Below are 17,931 nucleotides of genomic sequence, written 5' to 3' on the forward strand. Positions count from 1 at the left end.
AGTCGAGGTGGATGAAGTAGCGTGATTTTTGAAACAGTAGAGCAAGCTTATGACGCTTAAAACAGAAGATTTTAATGAGTTTATAAAATCTTTGTTTACCAAGGGTACAAAAAATTAACAAATGGCTTGTAATTAAAATGAAATCTCGTACCCTAAAGCAATAAAAATATAATAAAGGTGAGTTAAGGATGACAGATCAAACTGGGGTTATCACCGCTTTTACTGAGATATCGAGCAAACTTAGGCGCTTTGTATCACGTATTGTCAGCCCTGATGATGTAGAAGATATTGTGCAAGAGACGTTTATAAAAAGTTATGAAGCTGATCTTAAACAAAATATCGAATATACTCACAGTTACATGCTGAAAACGGCTAAACATTTGGCACTAAATCACATTGCTAAATGGGACAATAAATACAAAGAATCGTTAGATGAACAACAACAGGTTGAGCATCACATGCGTTCAATGGCACTTGAAGATGAAGTGACCTCAAAAGAACGTTTTTTGTTTTTTTGCCGAGTGACTAACGAATTAAGCCCTCAAATTAAAAAATGTTTTATCTTAAAAAAAGTCTATGGCTTAAGCCAAAAGGAAATTGCAGCTAAAATGGAACTCAGCGAAAGTACTGTTGAAAAACATATAGCCAAAGGCTTATTACATGTTCACCGAGCAATGAAATCACACGACGTACAACCCCAGACATTTAACCCAACCACTGAGTTCACTGCAAAAGAGGTGAACAAATGAGTAATGTCCATCCATTTTCATCAAAAGAAATGATTCAAGAGCAGGCGAGTCAATGGATAAGTGCAATTGATCGCGGTTTATCTAAAGATGAAGTGAGACAATTGCACATGTGGGCTCATCAAAGCACAGCTCATCAAGAAGCATTGTTTGAACTTGCGACTTTATGGGATGAAATGAGCGTGCTCAATGAGTTAAGTAGTATGTTCCCTTATAAAGCACCGCAAAAACAACCTGCAGTGTTTGGTATGGCAACTGCTGCGAGCTTTTTAGTAGTGATGCTGCTTGGTTGTATTATGCTTATCTATTCAAGCTACTGGCAAAGTGAAGAAAACGACTATGCTAAATTTACCAAAATTTATCGCACTAAAGTCGGCGAGCAAGCTGAATTTGTTCTGCCAGACAGCACTATTGTGCAGCTCAATACCAACACTAAACTTGAAGTTGCTTACTCGGGCGATCGTCGTCAGTTGATCCTGAGCCGTGGTGAAGGGCGTTTTAATGTTGCTAAAGATCCTAGTCGTCCGTTTACCGTAATTGCTGGTGATAAATCTTTTACTGCACTTGGCACAGTATTTAATGTTCAGCGAAATTCTGCCTCAGACTTAGAGTTAGTTGTGACTGAGGGCAAAGTGATGATTACTGATCCGAGTACTCAGGTTGATGCCAGTGATTTTAATCGTTTAAAAGATGCTTCAGATAACAGCGCAGATATAAAAGCACTTAAAGCGAATGTGGTTGTATCAGGCGAGAAGGCACTAATAAAACAAAGTAAAACAGCGCCAATTAAGCAGTTATCTGTTGATGACGTCCAACGCGACTTGGCATGGCAACAAGAAATGTTAATTTTTAATGGTGAGTCTTTAGACGAAGCTCTGCAAGAGGTGAGTCGTTATACAGCCACGCGTTTTGAGCTAAATGACCCAGAACTTGCCTCTTTGAAAGTAGCTGGGGTGTTTAAAACAGGCGACATTAAAGGTTTGCTTGACTCATTACAGGCCAACTTAGGTGTAGAACATCAACGTTTAGGTGAACATCGTGTTAGCTTAACGATCGCTGCAAAAGGTTAGTTCTGCCTATGAGAATACGCAATTATAATGATGTTAATTATGCGCCACCTTCTCGTCACAAAAAATTAATTAAAAAAAAGTTAAATTTACATAGCGGATTTTTCTTCCTCACTTGTTTGTTTAAATTGCGCAGTAAGCAATTGCGGTTGTTACCTGCCTCTTTTGTTATTTATGGCCTCACTACAGGCCAAGTAGCAATAGCGGCTGAAAAACAAATGCTGCAATTTGACATCAAAGCGCAACGAGCTGATTTGGCGTTAATCGAATTTGCAAAGCAAACAGATCAAACCGTCATTTTTTCTTTCGAACTAGCGAAGCAATATCAAGCGCAATCTGTGTTTGGTTTTTACACCAAACTTGATGCACTCAATGCGATGCTCGAAGGCACTGAGCTCGATGCGGTTGTTGATCATCAAGGCTTGCTGAGTATAAAACTCAAACAAGTAGATAGGATAGATAATAACATGATCAAAGTATCAGGGGTCAGCGCTGCAGTCGTGCCATTACTGCTTGCCGCCAATACGCAAGCGTTAGCAGAAGATCAATCAGCAGAAAAAAACATCGAAAAAATTGCCGTTGTCGGTAGCCGTGTAGCAGGACGCTCGGTTGAAGATTTACCGGTTCCGGTTGATATTTTAAGTGCCGAAGCACTAGAGAATACAGGCCAAACAGAAGTAGGCCGTATGCTTCAGGCTATTGCACCGTCTTTTAACTTTTCAAGCTCGTCTATCAGTGATGGTACTGATGCACTTCGCCCTGCAACATTACGCGGTTTAGGGCCCGATCAAACCTTAGTTCTTATCAATGGCAAGCGCCGCCACCAAGCAAGCCTTATTCACATTAATACCTCTGTGGGTCGTGGTACGGCAGGGACTGACATGAATGCTATCCCTGCGGCTTCTATTAAACGCATTGAAGTATTACGTGATGGTGCTGCTGCGCAATATGGTTCAGATGCCATTGCAGGTGTTATTAATATCGTATTAAAAGACGCTGAAGAGGGCGGTAAAGCGGCCATCAACTACGGTGAGTATTCAGAAGGTGATGGTGAAACAGTAAATGTTGATTTCAATAAAGGTTTTGCACTAGGTGATAATGGGTATTTAAATACCACAATTAACTACCGTGATCGTGCGCCAACAAACCGTGCAGGTCTTCATGGCTCATGTCAATTTTACGGCTGTACTGAACTTGATGACGGGACGCTATTAGCAGGCGACCCGCGTGAATTAACCGCACCTCGTGATACGTTTAGAATTGGTGATGCAGATTCACAGCAATTTGCTTTAACTATCAACACTGGCTATGAACTTGCTGGTGGTGAGTTATATGGTTTTATCACCTATTCAAATCGTGAAAATGAATCAGCTGCGTTTTTCCGTCACAACGCAAATGCCAATGGTAACCCTGTATTACAAGATGGTGATGCAACCATTCCTATGGGATTCTTACCGAAAATTAATACCGTTATTGATGACGTGTCTTACAATGTTGGCTTTAAAAAGTCGTTCGATAATGATTCAAGCATTGATTTATCGTACACCTATGGCGAAAACAGCATTGATTACACAACAAGTGACACTATCAATGGCTCATACGCTAACTACCTTCGTTATAACCAAGGTTTAAGCGCGGCAGAAATTCGTGCCACTATCCCCCGTTCAGCATATGCATACGGCCTTGAATTATCACTTCAAACACTTAACCTTGATTACACCAAAGACTACGATAATTTCTCATTAGCACTGGGTGCAGAGCTTCGTACTGATGAGTTCCGTATTCTTGAAGGTAGCGAATACGCATACCGTGATTACGACACTGTTGATGGTATGAGCATCTACTCAGGTTTAAATGGTGGGGTAGGTAGTGTTGATGCTGCAAGTGGTACGCAAGGTTTTGGTGGTTCAGATCCGGCATCATCTGTTGATGAGTCACGCGATGTGATCTCATTCTATATGGATGCAGAAACCTATGTTATTGATGATGTGATTATCTCAGGTGCGGTACGTTACGATAACTACAAAGGCTTTGGTGATACCGTAAACTTTAAGTTAGCGGGTAACTGGTCTGTGACTGAAGATGTGTCTTTACGTGGTGCATTAAGTACAGGATTTAGAGCGCCTTCTATGCAACAACTTTACTTTAATAACGTAAGTACACAGTTTGTTGTAGGCGATGATGGCAGCTTAGTTGCTGAGCAAGTAGGTACATTCAGAAACGACAGTACCTTAGCGCAATCAATTGGTATTCCTAAGTTAAAAGAAGAGAAATCACAAAACCGTAGTTTAGGTATTGTGTATAACGTAACTGACAATATCAATTTAACCATTGACTACTACTCGATTGATATCGACGACCGTATCGTTATCTCTAACCGTTTAGGTAAAGGTTTATCAGATACGCTAGATGCTGCACTTGTAAGTTCAGGCGCAGGTGCGGGTCAGTTCTTCTTAAATGGTGCCGATACTGAAACCGAAGGTGTTGATTTAGTTGCCACATGGAACACAGAAGGCCTTGGCGGTACGCTAGATTTCACCTTTGCTGCTAACTTCACTAAAACAGATGTAGTTGATTTATTCACGCCATCAGGCAGTGGTCTTGAGACTATTCCGGTAGAAGATGTATTTTCTGCACAAGAAACATCAATTATCGAAGAATGGCAACCAGAAGACCGCATTAACTTAAGCGCGCTTTACCGTTTAGAAGATTGGACTGTAAACCTATCTCTAAATCGTTACGGCGAATACACAGTTGAAGATGGTGGTCGTCAAACATACGGTGCTGAAATCTTAACTGATGTAAAAGTTAACTACTTCTTTAACGAAAACCTGTCATTTAACATTGGTGCAAATAACTTATTTGATGTTTACCCAGATAAGAACACTATTGGTAATTCACGCTCGGGTACGATTGTTGATGCAAGTGGCAACACCATTGTTTCAAGTCCGGGTGTCTTCACTTACTCACGTCGTTCTGCACCATTTGGTTTTAACGGTGCGTACTACTACGTAGGTGCAGAGTACAAGTTCTAAACTCCCTTTAGATTCCTTTATTATTTAACTTTGCAAAGGGCCGTTAGGCCCTTTTTTAGTTATAAAGATGTGCTTATCGATATAGGAACATCTTGATATTGTTTTATTTTATCAAGCAAAGTAACCAAGGTTTTGTGGCTACTTTGCTCACTTGCTGTTACTTGTACATTTGTCATTTCAAACTGAGCGGCAAATAACGCAAGGTTAGCGATTATTTGCTCTGGTGTTATAAGTCTATTTGCAAAATAAATACTGTCGTTTTCAGTGATAGTAAATTGCGCTTGTTTTTTGGGATTATCAAGACTTGGTTTTGCTAAAGGGCGATTGACTTCGATAGCGCGCTCTTTAACAAACGAGGTTGTTACGATAAAAAATATTAGCAAGATAAACACAATATCGAGCATAGGAGTCATATCTACATCAGCGTTTGCAGTGGTTTTTTTATGTTGCTTCACCATAATTAGGTCCTTGTTGTTTTAGACCAAGCCACAAAATTTACAATTAAGTGGATTAGCCATAGTCGTGCTAAGAACACGGATTATTTTTAAAATGCTGGGCGCCACAGCAGTTTTTAGGATCCTAAATTTAAAGTTAGCAGCTTTTAAAAATACTGTAGTTAAATAAATATTCTAAGTTTATTAAATGTTTGTAACGTTTATGTAGGTAAAAATCTTTATTAACTTTGATGAAATCATTATGAAGTTAGTCAGGTCATCTGTGTTGGAACTAAGTTTAAAGGATGGATAAATGCTAAAAATTAAGTCTTTAGTTTGTGCCATGTGCCTTGTTTTACCAACAGCAAGTTTTGCTGAGCAACCAGTAAACGGGCAAGATTTTATTAATTTATTTGAGAAGCTTTCAGGTAAGCAGCCTGGTATTAGGAAAGGTCACGCCAAAGGTGTGTGCGCTGTCGGCACATTTACACCTAATCAAGCAGCAAAACAGTATTCAATCAGCCCTTTATTTAACGCACCATCAAAAGCAAATATTCGCTTTTCTATGGGAGGTGGTAACCCTCATGCTGATGAAACATCACGCTCGCCGCGAGGAATGGGGGTGCAGTTTGTACTAGAAAATGGTGATGTGCACAATATTGCAGGGCTAACTACGCCTGTATTTGCAGGTAATAGCCCAGAAGCATTTTTTGGTTTGCTAAGTACCTTATTACCTGACGAGAAAACAGGGAAAATCGATTTTGCGAAAGTGAAAGCATACAGAGAGCAAAACCCGAGTACGTTAGGGCAGTTTAATTGGCTACAAAGCCATAACCCGCCAGCGTCGTATGTGTCTTCGCGGTATTTTGGTGTGCATACCTTTTACATGGTTGATGAAAAGGGCGCTAAGCATGCCTTTAGATGGACTATGGTGCCAGAAGAGCCAGAACAGGTGCTAACAGAAGAGCAAATGAAAACCTTACCAAAATCATTTCTGGCTAAGCGACTTGAAGAGGATTTAGCGAAAGGCAAGGTTCATTATCGTTTTCAAGCTGAACTAGCCGAGCCCGGTGATGCGTTAACGGATCCTTCGGTTCGTTGGCCCGCTGATCGCAAAACAATTAATTTAGGAAAGCTCACCATAGAATCCACAGGTGAATCAGGTTGTGACCTCACTAATTATGACCCAAATCTTTTGTCTAAAGGCTTTATGCCAAGTGATGACAAAGTACTTAAATTACGCTCAACAGCTTATGCGATTTCATTTGCAAAGCGTTTGACGGGTCAATAAGTCTTAAGTGTATGTGTCAGGTTTGATTAAAAGGAATTAATAAACCTGGCAGGTGTGTATGAGTCAATAGCAGACTGTCGGGTAAACTCGTTTTTGGACAGTTATGAGTTAGAGTCGTGGGCGGTTCTATACCAGCAAGAGTCGTTCGGTTACCTAAGCATCAACAGTTCTTACCTTATAAGAGCTGACGCCCTGTAACGCACACTTAAGCGAAACCTAACCAACTGTTCTTGTTCCGTGATGCCTATAGTTTTTTTATTTTAAAGACAAATAATGAATTACCTTTACCAGTAGCCACCAACAGATGTTGATTATCACTAGTAAGAGTAATCGATGATATTTTCATTAATTCGTTATCATGAACACTTAACAGTTTACTCTTAAAGCTAAGTCGCCCATCAACGCCCGCACTAAACAAATACAAGCCGTGTCCCGCCTCTCCAGCAGCATAAATTTTCGAGCCGTCAGCCAATATTGCTAAACTACTGGCGCCTTCTAGGCCTGAACCACCAACGTCAGAATTATTGACTGCCTGCACAAAAGCATATTGTCCAGTTTCTTTCTTTTGAAAAACAACAATCGCGTTGCTACCTGAACAGGCGACATATAAATACTTCCCTTCAGGTGAAACGACGATCTTTTGAGGATTAACAAATTGTTCCACGCCAGCGACGCCATTTTTTATTACTTGTTTTACCAATAACTCCCCCCCGTCTTTTCGATCAAAGATAGTTAATTGATGGTTATCAAAACCCAGCACATATAATTCATCATTCAATGAAGACAAGGCTAAACTAACTGGTTTACCTAAGCTATTTTCAAGTGGTCTCGCGTCTTTTATTGCTCTATTAAAAAGAATCCGACCATCGGATGTAATATCAAAAATCGCTACAGCATTGCTCATATAGCTTGCAACTAAGAGTTGCTTTTCGTTGTGTGTCTTAATTACATCCCAAGCGCCAAGCAGTCCCAGAGTATCTAATTTACCAACGGACACATCACTCTTAAATATTCGCTCATAATGAAGACCGTCACTAATAGTTTTATTAAATCGATAACTGTTTTTATTTTTAGAAAATTGGGTTAAAGCTCCATCATAAAAGCCTGTTACAACTACCTGATCACCTTGCTCCAAATAGGCAACACCTGAAGCCCCCTCTAGTCCATTTATGTTGGTTGAGGAATTTTTAAATATTTGACTTAAAGCTAGGTTAAAATTATTGTCGACATTGAAAATGGCAAAAGCATTATCATCTCCGCTAGACACAAAAACCTTAGAATTATCCATAAGAATTTTTACGCTTCTAGGATTACCTAAGCCATCAACACCGTTATAATCATCCTTTAATATTTGGGTGAGCTGAAGACTTTCTAATCTGCTATTAGCAGCAACATTAAAGTTAACTAGCAGAATAAATATGAAAAATGAAATCAGCTTTTTATTGTTAAACATTATCTCAACACACTCATAGAAGCATAGGTTAGATCGCATGATACCTGATAATTTCAGGAAATATTGCTACTCAAACTCCTTCGGATAACTTTTGATAGGAGAAATTACGAGGTTCGAATTAATCAAGATCTTTTGTTCTGAATTATTTTGGGGCATTAACGAGTCAAGCTTGATGGTCAGAAATTGGAACTTAGCGGAACTTAGGAAAAGCTCGCACTTCGGATGGTGAATTAAGCTGTTGCTGTCTCTCAATAGATGTTTAAACCTATCAGCTAAACTCTCAGGTGAGATACACACCGCTTATCTATATCTAAACAGATAAAAGCCCAGCGTTACTGGGCTTTGCACTCTCACAATTTAATGCTTTTTCATCTTACTCATTTCAGCATGACAACTTTGAATTGTCAGCAGGGTTTTAGATAATGCGGCTTCACAGTCATGTGGTTGTGGTTTTTTAAGCGCGTGTTTGATTTCAGCTAGTGTTTTATCTTCAACTTCTTCAAGCTCGCTAACGTACGTGGCGTTTTTGTCTGCACCAAGTTTAGTTATTAAAGATGTATAAGCTTTACGTGCTTCTACAGCAAAGTCAGAGCCATTTTCACGCTCGCCATTTTCGTTAATGGCATAAGGTTGTAAGCGCTCAACACTTACTTTACGCGCATCTATCATGCGTTGAAATAAGGCAATAATGCTTGGGTCGGTTACTTTTTCCTGTGCTTTTTCATAAAAATCGATACCGCTATTCATAACTTGAATGATATCTGCAATATGATGAACGTCTTGTCCTTGATGAGTATTCATAATGACCTCTTTTTGAATATTAAAAACAATGTAATTAGATACTTGCAAAGCATATTCCAGTTCATCACTTAAATATAAAGTTATTGTATTTCAAGTGGTTGTAGGTTTTTTATAGGAGGGGGATTGCTGATAAGCTAAGCTAACACGTTGCTTATCAGCAATAATTACAAATTCAGTGGTAAAATCTTACTTAAGCTCGTCGGCTACTTCTGCAACTTTTTGGCGTAACCAAATATGGCTTGCATCGCGGTGTAGCAGCGGGCTCCAAATCATATCTAGCTCAAATGGTGGAATAGGGAATGGCGGCTCTAGAATTGTAAGGCCCGGATCGTCTAAATAAATATTTGCCGCTTTGGATGGTAAAGTTGCTACTAAGTTTTGTTCTTTCGCTAAGTGAATGGCAACGTGGTAGTTACGAGTAAAGGTGGCAATATTTCGGTGTTTACCAAAGTGAGCGAGCGCTTCATCTACCCAACCTAGCTTTTGCACATCTTTAGGGTCCATCCCAACACCTACACCAAAGCCTGTTTTACTTACCCAGATATGACGGGCTTTTAAATAGCTGTCGAGGCTGAAGTCTTTGATAATTGGGTTATCTGCTTTTACTAAGCAACAAAAGCTGTCTTTCCAAATTTGTTTATAGTGAAACGATTGCGGTAAGTTTTCGAAACGGTTGATAGCCATATCTACTTTACCGTTTTCAACGTCGTGGAAGGTTACATCACTTGGAGTCAAAATATCGAGTGTGGTATCGGGCGCTTCTTCGTGTAATTTGCTCAATAAGCGTGGGGCAAGGGTACTTGCTGCATAGTCACTGGCCATGATACGAAATACACGCTTACTTTGTGATGCTTCAAATTCGCGGTTTGGTGCAAGTGTTTCTTCAAGAGTCATTAAAATGCCGCGGATCACCGGCTGTAATTCTTTTGCACGCTCAGTTGGTACCATACCTTCACTGGTACGCACTAAAATAGGGTCGTTAAATAAATTACGGAGTCTTTTTAGGCCATTACTCATGGCAGGTTGGGTAATGCTCAGCTGGTTAGCAGCTTTAGTTACATTACACTCCCTTAGTAAGGTATCTAGGTAAACAAGTAAGTTTAAATCTATTTTACTTATATTCATTGCGTGTCCTTGGTGTTTACCAATAATGGATAAATCGTTGTGCAGCAGGGTATGGATAAATGTGGCTAACTACACCTTGCTTATAATTGTATTGTGCTTGTCGCCAATAGGCTGGATCTTCAAGCTCAGGGTGTGTACTTAATAAATATTGCTTATACACCGGGTTTGCCGTAACAAAGGTACATAATTGCTCTGGAAACACATCTTGTGGTGCCACAGAGTAGCTTTGCTCATTGGTTAAGTAATCATCGTACGACTTTGCTTTTGGTAAGGCGCGAAAGTTCATGTCTGTTAGGTACTGAACTTCATCATAGTCGTAAAAAATAATGCGATTATGTTTACTCACCCCAAAGTTTTTCAACAGCATGTCGCCTGGGAAAATATTTACGGCGATCATTTCTTTTAAAGCTTGACCATATTCTTCTATTGCTTCAAACGCTTGTTGTTCACTGGCATTTTCAAGATACAGGTTTAACGGTGTCATCCGTCTTTCAATATACAAATGCTTGATGATTAACCATTCGCCTTCAATTATCATCGAAGAACCAATGGTTTTATGTAACTCTTCAAGTAATTTACTATCAAATCGAGCCAGTGGAAATACGACGTTCGAATACTCTATGGTGTCGGCCATGCGGCCAACACGGTCATGGCTTTTTACTAATTGGTAGCGTTTTAGTACGGTATCGCGGCCAAAGGGCTTGCTTTCACCAAAGGTGTCTTTAATGACTTTAAATACATAACCAAACGAAGGCAGGGTAAATACCATCATCACCATCCCGGGTGTACCAGGGGCAATAACGAGCTGATCGTTTGAATGCTCTAAATGACTTAAAAACTCTCGGTAAAACTCGGTCTTACCTTGTTTATGAAAACCTATTGCATTGTAAAGCTCTGCCAGAGTTTTGTTCGGCATAAGCTGATTTAAAAAGCGTACTAACGCAGATGGCGCATGGGTTTCAACCATAAAATAAGCACGCGCAAAACCAAAAATAACCCGCATTTGCGATGATTTGGTAAGTAGGGCATCGAGGTATAGACCTTTGTCTTCATGATGCAACACCGCAATAATAAATGGCTGTACGCCACTTTCTGATACCACACGGCCAACAATATAAGCAGCTTTGTTTCGGTAAAACGGGGCTTGCAGTATATCAAAGCGCATTTGCCATGCTTGGTGATGTGTGTCGGGTGCTTGCTTATAAAAGGCCTTTACCAGCAAGCGGATATCGCGTTCTAAATCGACAAAGGGCGCTTTAAAATCAAACTGGTTAATAATTTTGCGTATCGTGGGTCTTAGGCCATCAACAACAGGGTGGTAACTTCGGTACTCTACTTCCATCGGTAATGCTGGAGCATCCGCTAAAGTTGCTTTAACAAAGATAAAGTCATTATTAAAATAACGGCGATGAAATAAGCGGCAAAACACCGAGTTGTAAAAGGTTTCGGCGAGTTCTGCTTGAGGGTGAAAGCGCAAAAATTGTTGATAGAGTTGTTTAGTTTCAAGCCAGCAGGTTTGGTTTAAGGTAATAATTTGCTGTTCATTAAGCGATTTGAGCTTAGCAATGGTTTCGTTAACCCGATCATCGTAATGGCTAATTCTGAGTTTGCTTATCTCATTTATTTTTTGCCAATCGCGGTTTGCAAACGCGAGTGGCGCTTTGGCAGTGATCGCTTGAAAGAGTTTATAGTGATTGCGAAACCCAGATAAAATTAACTCTGCAATGTGTTGTGGCTGCATATAAACTCCTTCTAACAATCATACTAACCCGCAATAATACTTAATCATTTTGAAGGATTAAAGTTGTCGCTAACTGCGTTAAAAATCTCTAATTTAGAACAACTAAATAACGACATTTTTGCCTTGTTATCAACAAGGTTTTATTGCATCAAAATAGTTCACTTAATTAAGCGAGTTGGTCTTATACCAACATAGAGCAATAACTCTATAGGTGTTAAGAATATGTTATTTATTCTTTAAACCCAATAGTAAAGTGTATTTAATTATAGCGAGCTAGTTTTTTCTCAAGTTTTGCGAGTTTTTTATTAACACTTTTCACGTCGCGCCCATATTGCTTGTTAATTGCTTTCAGTTGCTTTTTGATGTCTTTACTAATCTGCTTAGCTTCTTTATCAGACAAAATACGATTTAGGCGTTGTTCTTGTTGATACTGAGCTCTATCTCGGTTGCGGCTTAAAATATCTAAACGATACTTATAACTGCGAATTTCAGCCTCAATATTCCTGATAATTTGCTGGCGTTCGAGCTCATTAAGCTCTTTAACAAAGTTTTTCGGAGCTTGTAAGTCTGGGTCGGTTACTTGGATCTTATGTTTTATTGCGCGGCTACCGCAGGGAAATTCACTAAATATTGTGCCTCTGTCTGTAACACATTTATAGTATTCAGTGGTGGCAGCCATTGAGTTGTATGAAAAACACAGTAGGGCTATTGATATAAGGTAAATGATTATGGCTTTCATGACATCCGTGTCTCCTAATCAAATAAGGTGTCTAATATCTAAAGCTAGTTCATATTATTGATTTATCAATAAGTTCTAAGGCGTATATCGCTTCAGTTTTTTAATACTTTGCACTAAGAATGGAATATCTAATCCTTGTTCAATTGCAAAGCCTTGTGCTGCTGAAATATTTTTAAAATTACCATCAGAATCAATCAGCGTGATTCGGTCTTTTTTAAATGCGATAAATACATTTTGCGAGTAGTTTACGCCAGTGTCATCATGACGTTTATATAGGTTACTACCTAACATGGTTTGTTTAGCTAATGTTTTGCAGCCAAGATAGTGACCAACGCTGGTGGCGATAATATCGCTTGGTTGAATAAGCCCATCGGTTTGTACAACTTTTTTATCTGAGCTGTATAGACGTGAGGCTGTGACAATTCCATTGCTTTCTTTAGCAAGGCTAAAAGCAAATACGGCATTGGCAGACTCGCGAGTTTGTGTTGCAGCATCTGCACGTACTAAACGTACCGCAGGGTTTTGATCGTCGTTATTAATAAATTCGAATTGTTCAAAACCATTAATTTGAATTGAGCGATTATCAGTAAGCCACACAGGTAGTTGCTGCTTGTCTAGAATAGGTGCTTTGTAAAATGCTGGCAGGCCATACACTAAACTAAATAAAGTATCTTCGGCTTCAACAGGCTGTAAGAACAAATCGGTTTTACGCAGTGCCGGCTCAGTGGCAACATATTTCTCAAGTTCAGTATTGTTTTCAAATACTAAAATATCGATAGTAGCACTCGACTCAGCCTTACACTCGGCAAGTGGGGCCGGTGCTAAGTAATTAATATTATGTGGGTCTAGCCTAACATCGTGAGCTTCTTTATAGCTTTCGATATCAAGTAAATCATTTTTTGCTAATAAGCTTTTTGCTGTTGTTGGGTATGACAATGGCAATACATTATCTTGCTTAGTAATATCAAATTTTAAGTTAGCGTCAGCCCAAATATGAATACTGTGGCTTAATGCAAAGCACACTAAGATAGTGCTGGTTGCATAGCGTGGGAATTTATATTGCTTTAAACGCGCCAAATGGTGCCAAGTATAGTTACTGACTAATAATTGAAACGCTAAAATTAGCAGAACAATACCGCCTGCAAGAATCGTTGTTAATGCGGGTGAGCTTGTTAAACGGTGCCACAATAAAGAAACTATCTCTGGTAGGGCAGAAGTATTGAGGTGATAACCCAAGTTGAAATACACATAGGCATCAAGCGTTAAGAATGATGCCCCAAGTGTTGCGATAATTGCTGCCATCCCTCTAATATGCCGAGGGTATGGAAACACTAAGCTTAATGGAAATATCGTTAAAACAAAGGCAATAAAAGTAATAAAGCTCGTGTGACTTAACCAAGTCACGAGCATGTAAACATAGCCTATAAAAGTGGTTGGTGCACTGTCTGCGACTAAGTAGCTTAAGCTAATAAATAGCACTAAACCTATGTTAGCAAAAGTGAACCAATGGCCCCAACTTAAAAGCTGACTTACTTTTGAAGAAAACTGACTTTGTTGCGATAAATTCATAAATCTTATTTAACCGACTGTGCTAATGCTTTGGCAAAGTTGTCGGCAACAGCTTGTCTTTTCTCTGATGGTACATGCTCTTTTAAAATATGCGTGATAGAATTTCCTAAACACATAAGGCTTAAATCAACAGGCGCTTTGTGCTCTGTTAGTACATCAATCAGCTGATCAACGATTTGTTCTACTTGCTCATTAGAATATTTTGATATGATAGGCATCAGTTGGTTCGATAAAAAGAGTTATATTCCCGTATTTTAACACCAGAGGCGTGAAAAACAAAGATGACAATAGATGTTAAAAAATTAGTCGTTCATTATGTAGACAAAAAAGATGACGATACAGATATTCATTTACGCAATGATGAGATGGTTGTTAACGATAAAGTAGCCGTTTTTATTGAGCAGCTACACCATGCATATAATGGTAAGCCAGGTAAAGGCTACTGTGCATTCAGCGGCGAGAAAAACAGCATTGTTGCTTCAGCAATGCAAAGTTACCGTAACAATGAACTAGGCTTTTGGCACATGACAGAGCAAGCAACGAATGTGCTTAAAGAAGAGTTAAATAAGTATGCTTTTAACGAAACGGGTTATTTAGTTTTTTGCCATTATCAATATGTGGCAAGTGACTTCTTGTTAATTGCGATGATCAATATTAAAGAGCATTATTCAATTACTTCTGAGCTTGATCTAGCATCATCACGCCACTTAGATATTTCGCGTATGCAACTAGCTGCACGTGTAGATTTAACTGCGTGGGATACACAACCAGAGGATAACCGCTATGTGTCGTTTATTAAAGGGCGTGCGGGTCGTAAAGTTGCTGACTTCTTTTTAGACTTTTTAGGCTGCGAAGAGGGCATTGATCCTAAACAGCAAAGCCAAGTCATGTTAAATGCTGTAGAAGATTACTTATCTGAGCAACAATACGATAAGTCAGAGAAAGACGAGCTACGCAAGCAAGTATTTGATTACTGTAATGATTGCGTGACAACAGGTGAAGATGCCAACGTTAAAGAACTTTCTGCAACCTTATCGAAAAATGAAGACAGTCCATTTGACAGCTTTTGCCAAGAGCAAAGTTACGACTTAGAAGAGTCTTTCCCTGTTGATAAGAAAACAGTCACTAGTATGGTGAAGTTCTCAGGCATGGGCGGTGGTGTCAGCGTGAGCTTTGAACGTAAACACTTAGGTGAGCGTGTAATGTACAACGAGGCTACGGATACACTTGTGATCAAAGGTATTCCACCTAACCTTAAAGACCAGCTACAGCGTTTTATGGAGCAGGAAGAGAGTTAATTTGACTCAACTTTAATATGAAGATAGATAACACTTTTTAGCCCAGCACTAGCTGGGCTTTTTATTAATGAACAAAAACATTAGATAAGTTAGGTTTGATTTTCAATAACTTTGTTATTGATATATAGCTTAATTTTAATACACTAAAGGTACAAACATCCCTATGGCTATGGAGAGTCATAAGATGAAACTTGCTCAGCTAAATATAGCTCTTGCCAAATACCCATTGGATGCGCCAGAAATAAAAGATTTTGTAGACAATCTCGATTTAATAAATGGCGTTGCTGAAAACAGTGCTGGATTTGTATGGCGATTAAAAGACGAATCAGGTGATGCTACCAATATTAAGTTATTTGATGATCCGAATATGATTATCAATATGTCTGTGTGGGAAAGCGTTGAAGATCTTAAAAATTTTATGTTTCGCACTCATCACAGAGATTTCATGCGTAGAAAAGCTGAATGGTTTCATCGCTTAGCTGAAGATAGTTATGTTTTATGGTGGATTGAAGATAAGCATATTCCAACCCCTCAAGAAGCATTAGAAAAGTTGCAATATCTTCGTACAAACGGTGACACACCTTATGCTTTTACATTTAAAAGTAATTTTACAGCTGAAGATTTAAGAGATTAAATGAATCTTTCATTTAATACACAGAGACTAAACGTTATTGAATTAAACTCGAATGACACTAAGTCAGAGCGAACTACTTTAGTTAACGCTTTACCTGCGATATTAACACCTGCTGTAGTTGCAAACTTACCTAGTTATTTTCAGGGGGTAGATTCTATAGCTGCAGCTGAAAAGTGGCTGGTTAACATGCTTAACGAGTGCTGTCTATTAATGCTGCAATCTCAACATCAAGAAGTTATTGGGCTTTTATTTGTATATACCGAAAAGCATGATGCTCATATCGGTTATTTGTTAGCTGAGCAGTATTGGGGGCAGGGTCTTGCACTTGAGTTATTGCAGGGCTTTATAAACCTCGCTTGTACTCATTCATACTGGCGTAAGCTTATTGCTGGTGTTGATGAGTTAAATACACCATCGATTAAGCTTTTAAAAAAATTGGCTTTTGAAGAACAAGCTTCAAAGGAAAATGGAATGTTATTTTATGAATTTGACTTACACAAAGATCGTTTCGGAGATGAATAAATATGACTTACAAACCAGTTAACTTTAAAGACAAGTTTTCTAAATTCACAGAGCATTGGTCGCCAAGGGTCATTGCTGAAATGAATGACTATCAATTTAAACTCGCTAAAGTTGAAGGTGAATTTGTTTGGCATGACCACCCTGATACTGATGAAGTATTCATTGTTATTGAAGGCATGCTTGAAATTGAGTTTAGGGATGGCGTAGTGACTTTAGAAGCTGGTGAATTATTTGTAATTCCTAAGGGCGTTGAACATAAACCAAAGGCAGACACAGAATGTAAAATAATGCTTGTTGAACCTAAAGGGGTTGTAAATACAGGTAATGCAGGTGGTCAATTGACCGCGGTTAATGATGTATGGGTGTAACGTCAGCTTAGGTGTTAGATTTAGAATCGTAAGAATTATATTCCTTGTATAAAACAGCCAATTTAGATCTCAACTTTTATAGCACTGCAGACATATCGATATATTATGGCGCAAGTGCAATACCTAGTTTTTAACTTAAGTATGGAAAAAATAATGACAGTAACTGCATTTTTAGTTAACTCATTTACAGCAGAGGGAGCTGGTGGTAACCCTGCAGGCGTGGTATTAAATGCTGACAATCTTTCAGATACAGAAAAATTGAAGATTGCAAAAGAAGTTGGCTTTTCAGAAACGGCTTTTGTAGAGCAAGATCATGAAGTTGACTTTGCTGTATCATTTTTTACTACAACCGAAGAAGTTGATTTTTGTGGACACGCAACACTTGCGGTGTTTGCTACCTTATATGACCAAGGTATTTTAAACGCAGGTAATTACACTCAGCGAACAAAAGCGGGTTTGTTAGGTGTAACAATTGCCGAAGACGGGCAAATTACCATGGAGCAAGCCTTGCCAAAATATCTTGGCAACTTAGCTTATGGTGACTTTGCAAACTTACTAGGGCTTTGTGAAACAACATTCGCAGAAACAGGCTTGCCAATAGATGTAATAACTACAGGTTTACCGGATATTATTATCGCAGTGCCCAATAGTTACTTAGATAAAATCAATATCGATGAAGCTGCGCTTAGCGAGTTCTGCCAACAGCATAATGTAATTGGTGTTCATGCCTTTGAATTATGTGAAGAACAAAGTGAGCTGACCGCAAGTTGCCGTAACTTTGCGCCTTTGGTTGGTATACCCGAAGAGTCAGCAACCGGTAGCGCCAGTGGTGCGCTTGCATGCTACTTATCAAAGCATGTATTTGTACAGCAAGAAAATCATTTTAAGTTTGAACAAGGCCGAGCAATGGGGTGCAGTTCACACATTTCAGCCAGTGTTTATTCGAACGAGCAGGGTGTTTATAAGGTTCTTGTGGGCGGCTATGCAACTCACCTAGGTACACAAGGTATTGTTATACCAATCAACAATAATACTTAATCATTTTGAGGGATTAAACCTGTCGCTACCTGCGTTAAAAATTTCTGATTTAGAACAACTAAATAACGAA

Annotated in this window: 17 protein-coding genes; 9 read left to right on the forward strand and 8 right to left on the reverse strand. The window is 39.0% G+C overall.

Annotated elements, in window-relative coordinates:
• The first annotated feature begins 188 nt into the window (after positions 1-188).
• The 3 genes from J3455_RS10825 (at position 189) to J3455_RS10835 (ending at position 4,848) form a co-directional block, all read left to right on the forward strand.
• Positions 189-749 (forward strand): RNA polymerase sigma factor, encoded by a 561-nt coding sequence (locus J3455_RS10825; protein ID WP_130051633.1) that lies wholly within the window; start codon positions 189-191, stop codon positions 747-749.
• On the forward strand, positions 746-1,816 hold the full coding sequence (locus J3455_RS10830) for a FecR family protein (protein ID WP_130051632.1): 1,071 nt from the start codon (positions 746-748) through the stop codon (positions 1,814-1,816). The genes J3455_RS10825 and J3455_RS10830 overlap by 4 nt, the downstream gene beginning before the upstream one ends.
• 125 nt (positions 1,817-1,941) lie before the next feature.
• Positions 1,942-4,848, forward strand: a complete 2,907-nt coding sequence (locus J3455_RS10835; protein WP_502935098.1) for a TonB-dependent receptor plug domain-containing protein — start codon at positions 1,942-1,944, stop codon at positions 4,846-4,848.
• 59 nt (positions 4,849-4,907) lie between these two features.
• Here the strand turns inward: J3455_RS10835 and J3455_RS10840 are convergent, their stop codons facing one another.
• Entirely contained in the window at positions 4,908-5,306 is a 399-nt protein-coding gene (locus tag J3455_RS10840; protein WP_294091347.1) for an ExbD/TolR family protein, read from the reverse strand.
• Positions 5,307-5,595: 289 nt separating this feature from the next.
• Here J3455_RS10840 and J3455_RS10845 point away from each other — a divergent pair, with 289 nt between their 5' ends.
• The gene (locus J3455_RS10845; RefSeq protein ID WP_178926889.1) at positions 5,596-6,573 is read left to right on the forward strand and encodes a catalase family peroxidase; all 978 of its coding nucleotides are present in this window, start codon (positions 5,596-5,598) and stop codon (positions 6,571-6,573) included.
• 244 nt (positions 6,574-6,817) lie between these two features.
• On the opposite strand, the gene J3455_RS10850 is transcribed toward J3455_RS10845, so the two are convergent.
• From J3455_RS10850 to J3455_RS10880, 7 genes are all read right to left on the reverse strand, one after another.
• Positions 6,818-8,026, reverse strand: coding sequence for a beta-propeller fold lactonase family protein (locus J3455_RS10850; protein WP_349561716.1), 1,209 nt, complete (start codon positions 8,024-8,026; stop codon positions 6,818-6,820).
• A gap of 357 nt (positions 8,027-8,383) precedes the next feature.
• Positions 8,384-8,827, reverse strand: a complete 444-nt coding sequence (locus J3455_RS10855) for a ferritin-like domain-containing protein (RefSeq protein WP_054554697.1) — start codon at positions 8,825-8,827, stop codon at positions 8,384-8,386.
• Between the two features lie 186 nt (positions 8,828-9,013).
• Complete coding sequence (locus J3455_RS10860; protein ID WP_130051627.1) at positions 9,014-9,952, reverse strand: LysR family transcriptional regulator; 939 nt, start codon at positions 9,950-9,952, stop codon at positions 9,014-9,016.
• A 16-nt stretch (positions 9,953-9,968) separates the two neighbouring features.
• Entirely contained in the window at positions 9,969-11,693 is a 1,725-nt protein-coding gene (gene aceK / locus J3455_RS10865; RefSeq protein ID WP_130051626.1) for a bifunctional isocitrate dehydrogenase kinase/phosphatase, read from the reverse strand.
• A 259-nt stretch (positions 11,694-11,952) separates the two neighbouring features.
• Positions 11,953-12,432 (reverse strand): DUF4124 domain-containing protein, encoded by a 480-nt coding sequence (locus J3455_RS10870; RefSeq protein WP_130051625.1) that lies wholly within the window; start codon positions 12,430-12,432, stop codon positions 11,953-11,955.
• Between the two features lie 75 nt (positions 12,433-12,507).
• Positions 12,508-14,001, reverse strand: coding sequence for a DUF3413 domain-containing protein (locus tag J3455_RS10875; protein WP_130051624.1), 1,494 nt, complete (start codon positions 13,999-14,001; stop codon positions 12,508-12,510).
• 5 nt (positions 14,002-14,006) lie between these two features.
• Positions 14,007-14,219, reverse strand: coding sequence for a YejL family protein (locus tag J3455_RS10880; RefSeq protein ID WP_036967930.1), 213 nt, complete (start codon positions 14,217-14,219; stop codon positions 14,007-14,009).
• A gap of 63 nt (positions 14,220-14,282) precedes the next feature.
• Here J3455_RS10880 and yejK point away from each other — a divergent pair, with 63 nt between their 5' ends.
• The 5 genes from yejK to J3455_RS10905 all read left to right on the forward strand — a co-directional run bounded on the left by yejK (position 14,283) and on the right by J3455_RS10905 (position 17,861).
• Positions 14,283-15,299: a nucleoid-associated protein YejK gene (gene yejK / locus J3455_RS10885; protein WP_130051623.1), complete on the forward strand. Its 1,017-nt coding sequence runs from the start codon at positions 14,283-14,285 to the stop codon at positions 15,297-15,299.
• A gap of 184 nt (positions 15,300-15,483) precedes the next feature.
• The gene (locus J3455_RS10890) at positions 15,484-15,933 is read left to right on the forward strand and encodes a DUF3291 domain-containing protein (protein WP_130051622.1); all 450 of its coding nucleotides are present in this window, start codon (positions 15,484-15,486) and stop codon (positions 15,931-15,933) included.
• Positions 15,934-16,455 carry a GNAT family N-acetyltransferase gene (locus tag J3455_RS10895; RefSeq protein ID WP_178926899.1) on the forward strand — a complete coding sequence of 174 codons (522 nt, stop codon included), beginning with the start codon at positions 15,934-15,936 and terminating at the stop codon, positions 16,453-16,455.
• A 2-nt stretch (positions 16,456-16,457) separates the two neighbouring features.
• Positions 16,458-16,823 (forward strand): cupin domain-containing protein, encoded by a 366-nt coding sequence (locus tag J3455_RS10900; RefSeq protein ID WP_130051620.1) that lies wholly within the window; start codon positions 16,458-16,460, stop codon positions 16,821-16,823.
• 153 nt (positions 16,824-16,976) lie between these two features.
• A complete protein-coding gene (locus J3455_RS10905; protein ID WP_349561718.1) occupies positions 16,977-17,861 on the forward strand; it encodes a PhzF family phenazine biosynthesis protein in 885 nt (294 codons plus the stop codon).
• The last annotated feature ends 70 nt before the right edge of the window (positions 17,862-17,931 follow it).

The sequence above is a fragment of the Pseudoalteromonas sp. NFXS39 genome, from assembly GCF_040148775.1.
Taxonomy (GTDB): Bacteria; Pseudomonadota; Gammaproteobacteria; order Enterobacterales; family Alteromonadaceae; genus Pseudoalteromonas; species Pseudoalteromonas apostichopi.

Excerpts from the sequence above, each read along its gene's own strand:
- J3455_RS10825 (WP_130051633.1), top strand. The coding sequence starts at position 189 with ATGACAGATCAAACTGGGGTTATCACCGCTTTTACTGAGATATCGAGC.
- J3455_RS10830 (WP_130051632.1), top strand. The coding sequence starts at position 746 with ATGAGTAATGTCCATCCATTTTCATCAAAAGAAATGATTCAAGAGCAG.
- J3455_RS10840 (WP_294091347.1), bottom strand. The coding sequence starts at position 5,306 with ATGGTGAAGCAACATAAAAAAACCACTGCAAACGCTGATGTAGATATG.
- J3455_RS10845 (WP_178926889.1), top strand. The coding sequence starts at position 5,596 with ATGCTAAAAATTAAGTCTTTAGTTTGTGCCATGTGCCTTGTTTTACCA.
- J3455_RS10850 (WP_349561716.1), bottom strand. The coding sequence starts at position 8,026 with ATGTTTAACAATAAAAAGCTGATTTCATTTTTCATATTTATTCTGCTA.
- J3455_RS10855 (WP_054554697.1), bottom strand. The coding sequence starts at position 8,827 with ATGAATACTCATCAAGGACAAGACGTTCATCATATTGCAGATATCATT.
- J3455_RS10860 (WP_130051627.1), bottom strand. The coding sequence starts at position 9,952 with ATGAATATAAGTAAAATAGATTTAAACTTACTTGTTTACCTAGATACC.
- aceK (WP_130051626.1), bottom strand. The coding sequence starts at position 11,693 with ATGCAGCCACAACACATTGCAGAGTTAATTTTATCTGGGTTTCGCAAT.
- J3455_RS10870 (WP_130051625.1), bottom strand. The coding sequence starts at position 12,432 with ATGAAAGCCATAATCATTTACCTTATATCAATAGCCCTACTGTGTTTT.
- J3455_RS10875 (WP_130051624.1), bottom strand. The coding sequence starts at position 14,001 with ATGAATTTATCGCAACAAAGTCAGTTTTCTTCAAAAGTAAGTCAGCTT.
- J3455_RS10880 (WP_036967930.1), bottom strand. The coding sequence starts at position 14,219 with ATGCCTATCATATCAAAATATTCTAATGAGCAAGTAGAACAAATCGTT.
- yejK (WP_130051623.1), top strand. The coding sequence starts at position 14,283 with ATGACAATAGATGTTAAAAAATTAGTCGTTCATTATGTAGACAAAAAA.
- J3455_RS10890 (WP_130051622.1), top strand. The coding sequence starts at position 15,484 with ATGAAACTTGCTCAGCTAAATATAGCTCTTGCCAAATACCCATTGGAT.
- J3455_RS10895 (WP_178926899.1), top strand. The coding sequence starts at position 15,934 with ATGAATCTTTCATTTAATACACAGAGACTAAACGTTATTGAATTAAAC.
- J3455_RS10900 (WP_130051620.1), top strand. The coding sequence starts at position 16,458 with ATGACTTACAAACCAGTTAACTTTAAAGACAAGTTTTCTAAATTCACA.
- J3455_RS10905 (WP_349561718.1), top strand. The coding sequence starts at position 16,977 with ATGACAGTAACTGCATTTTTAGTTAACTCATTTACAGCAGAGGGAGCT.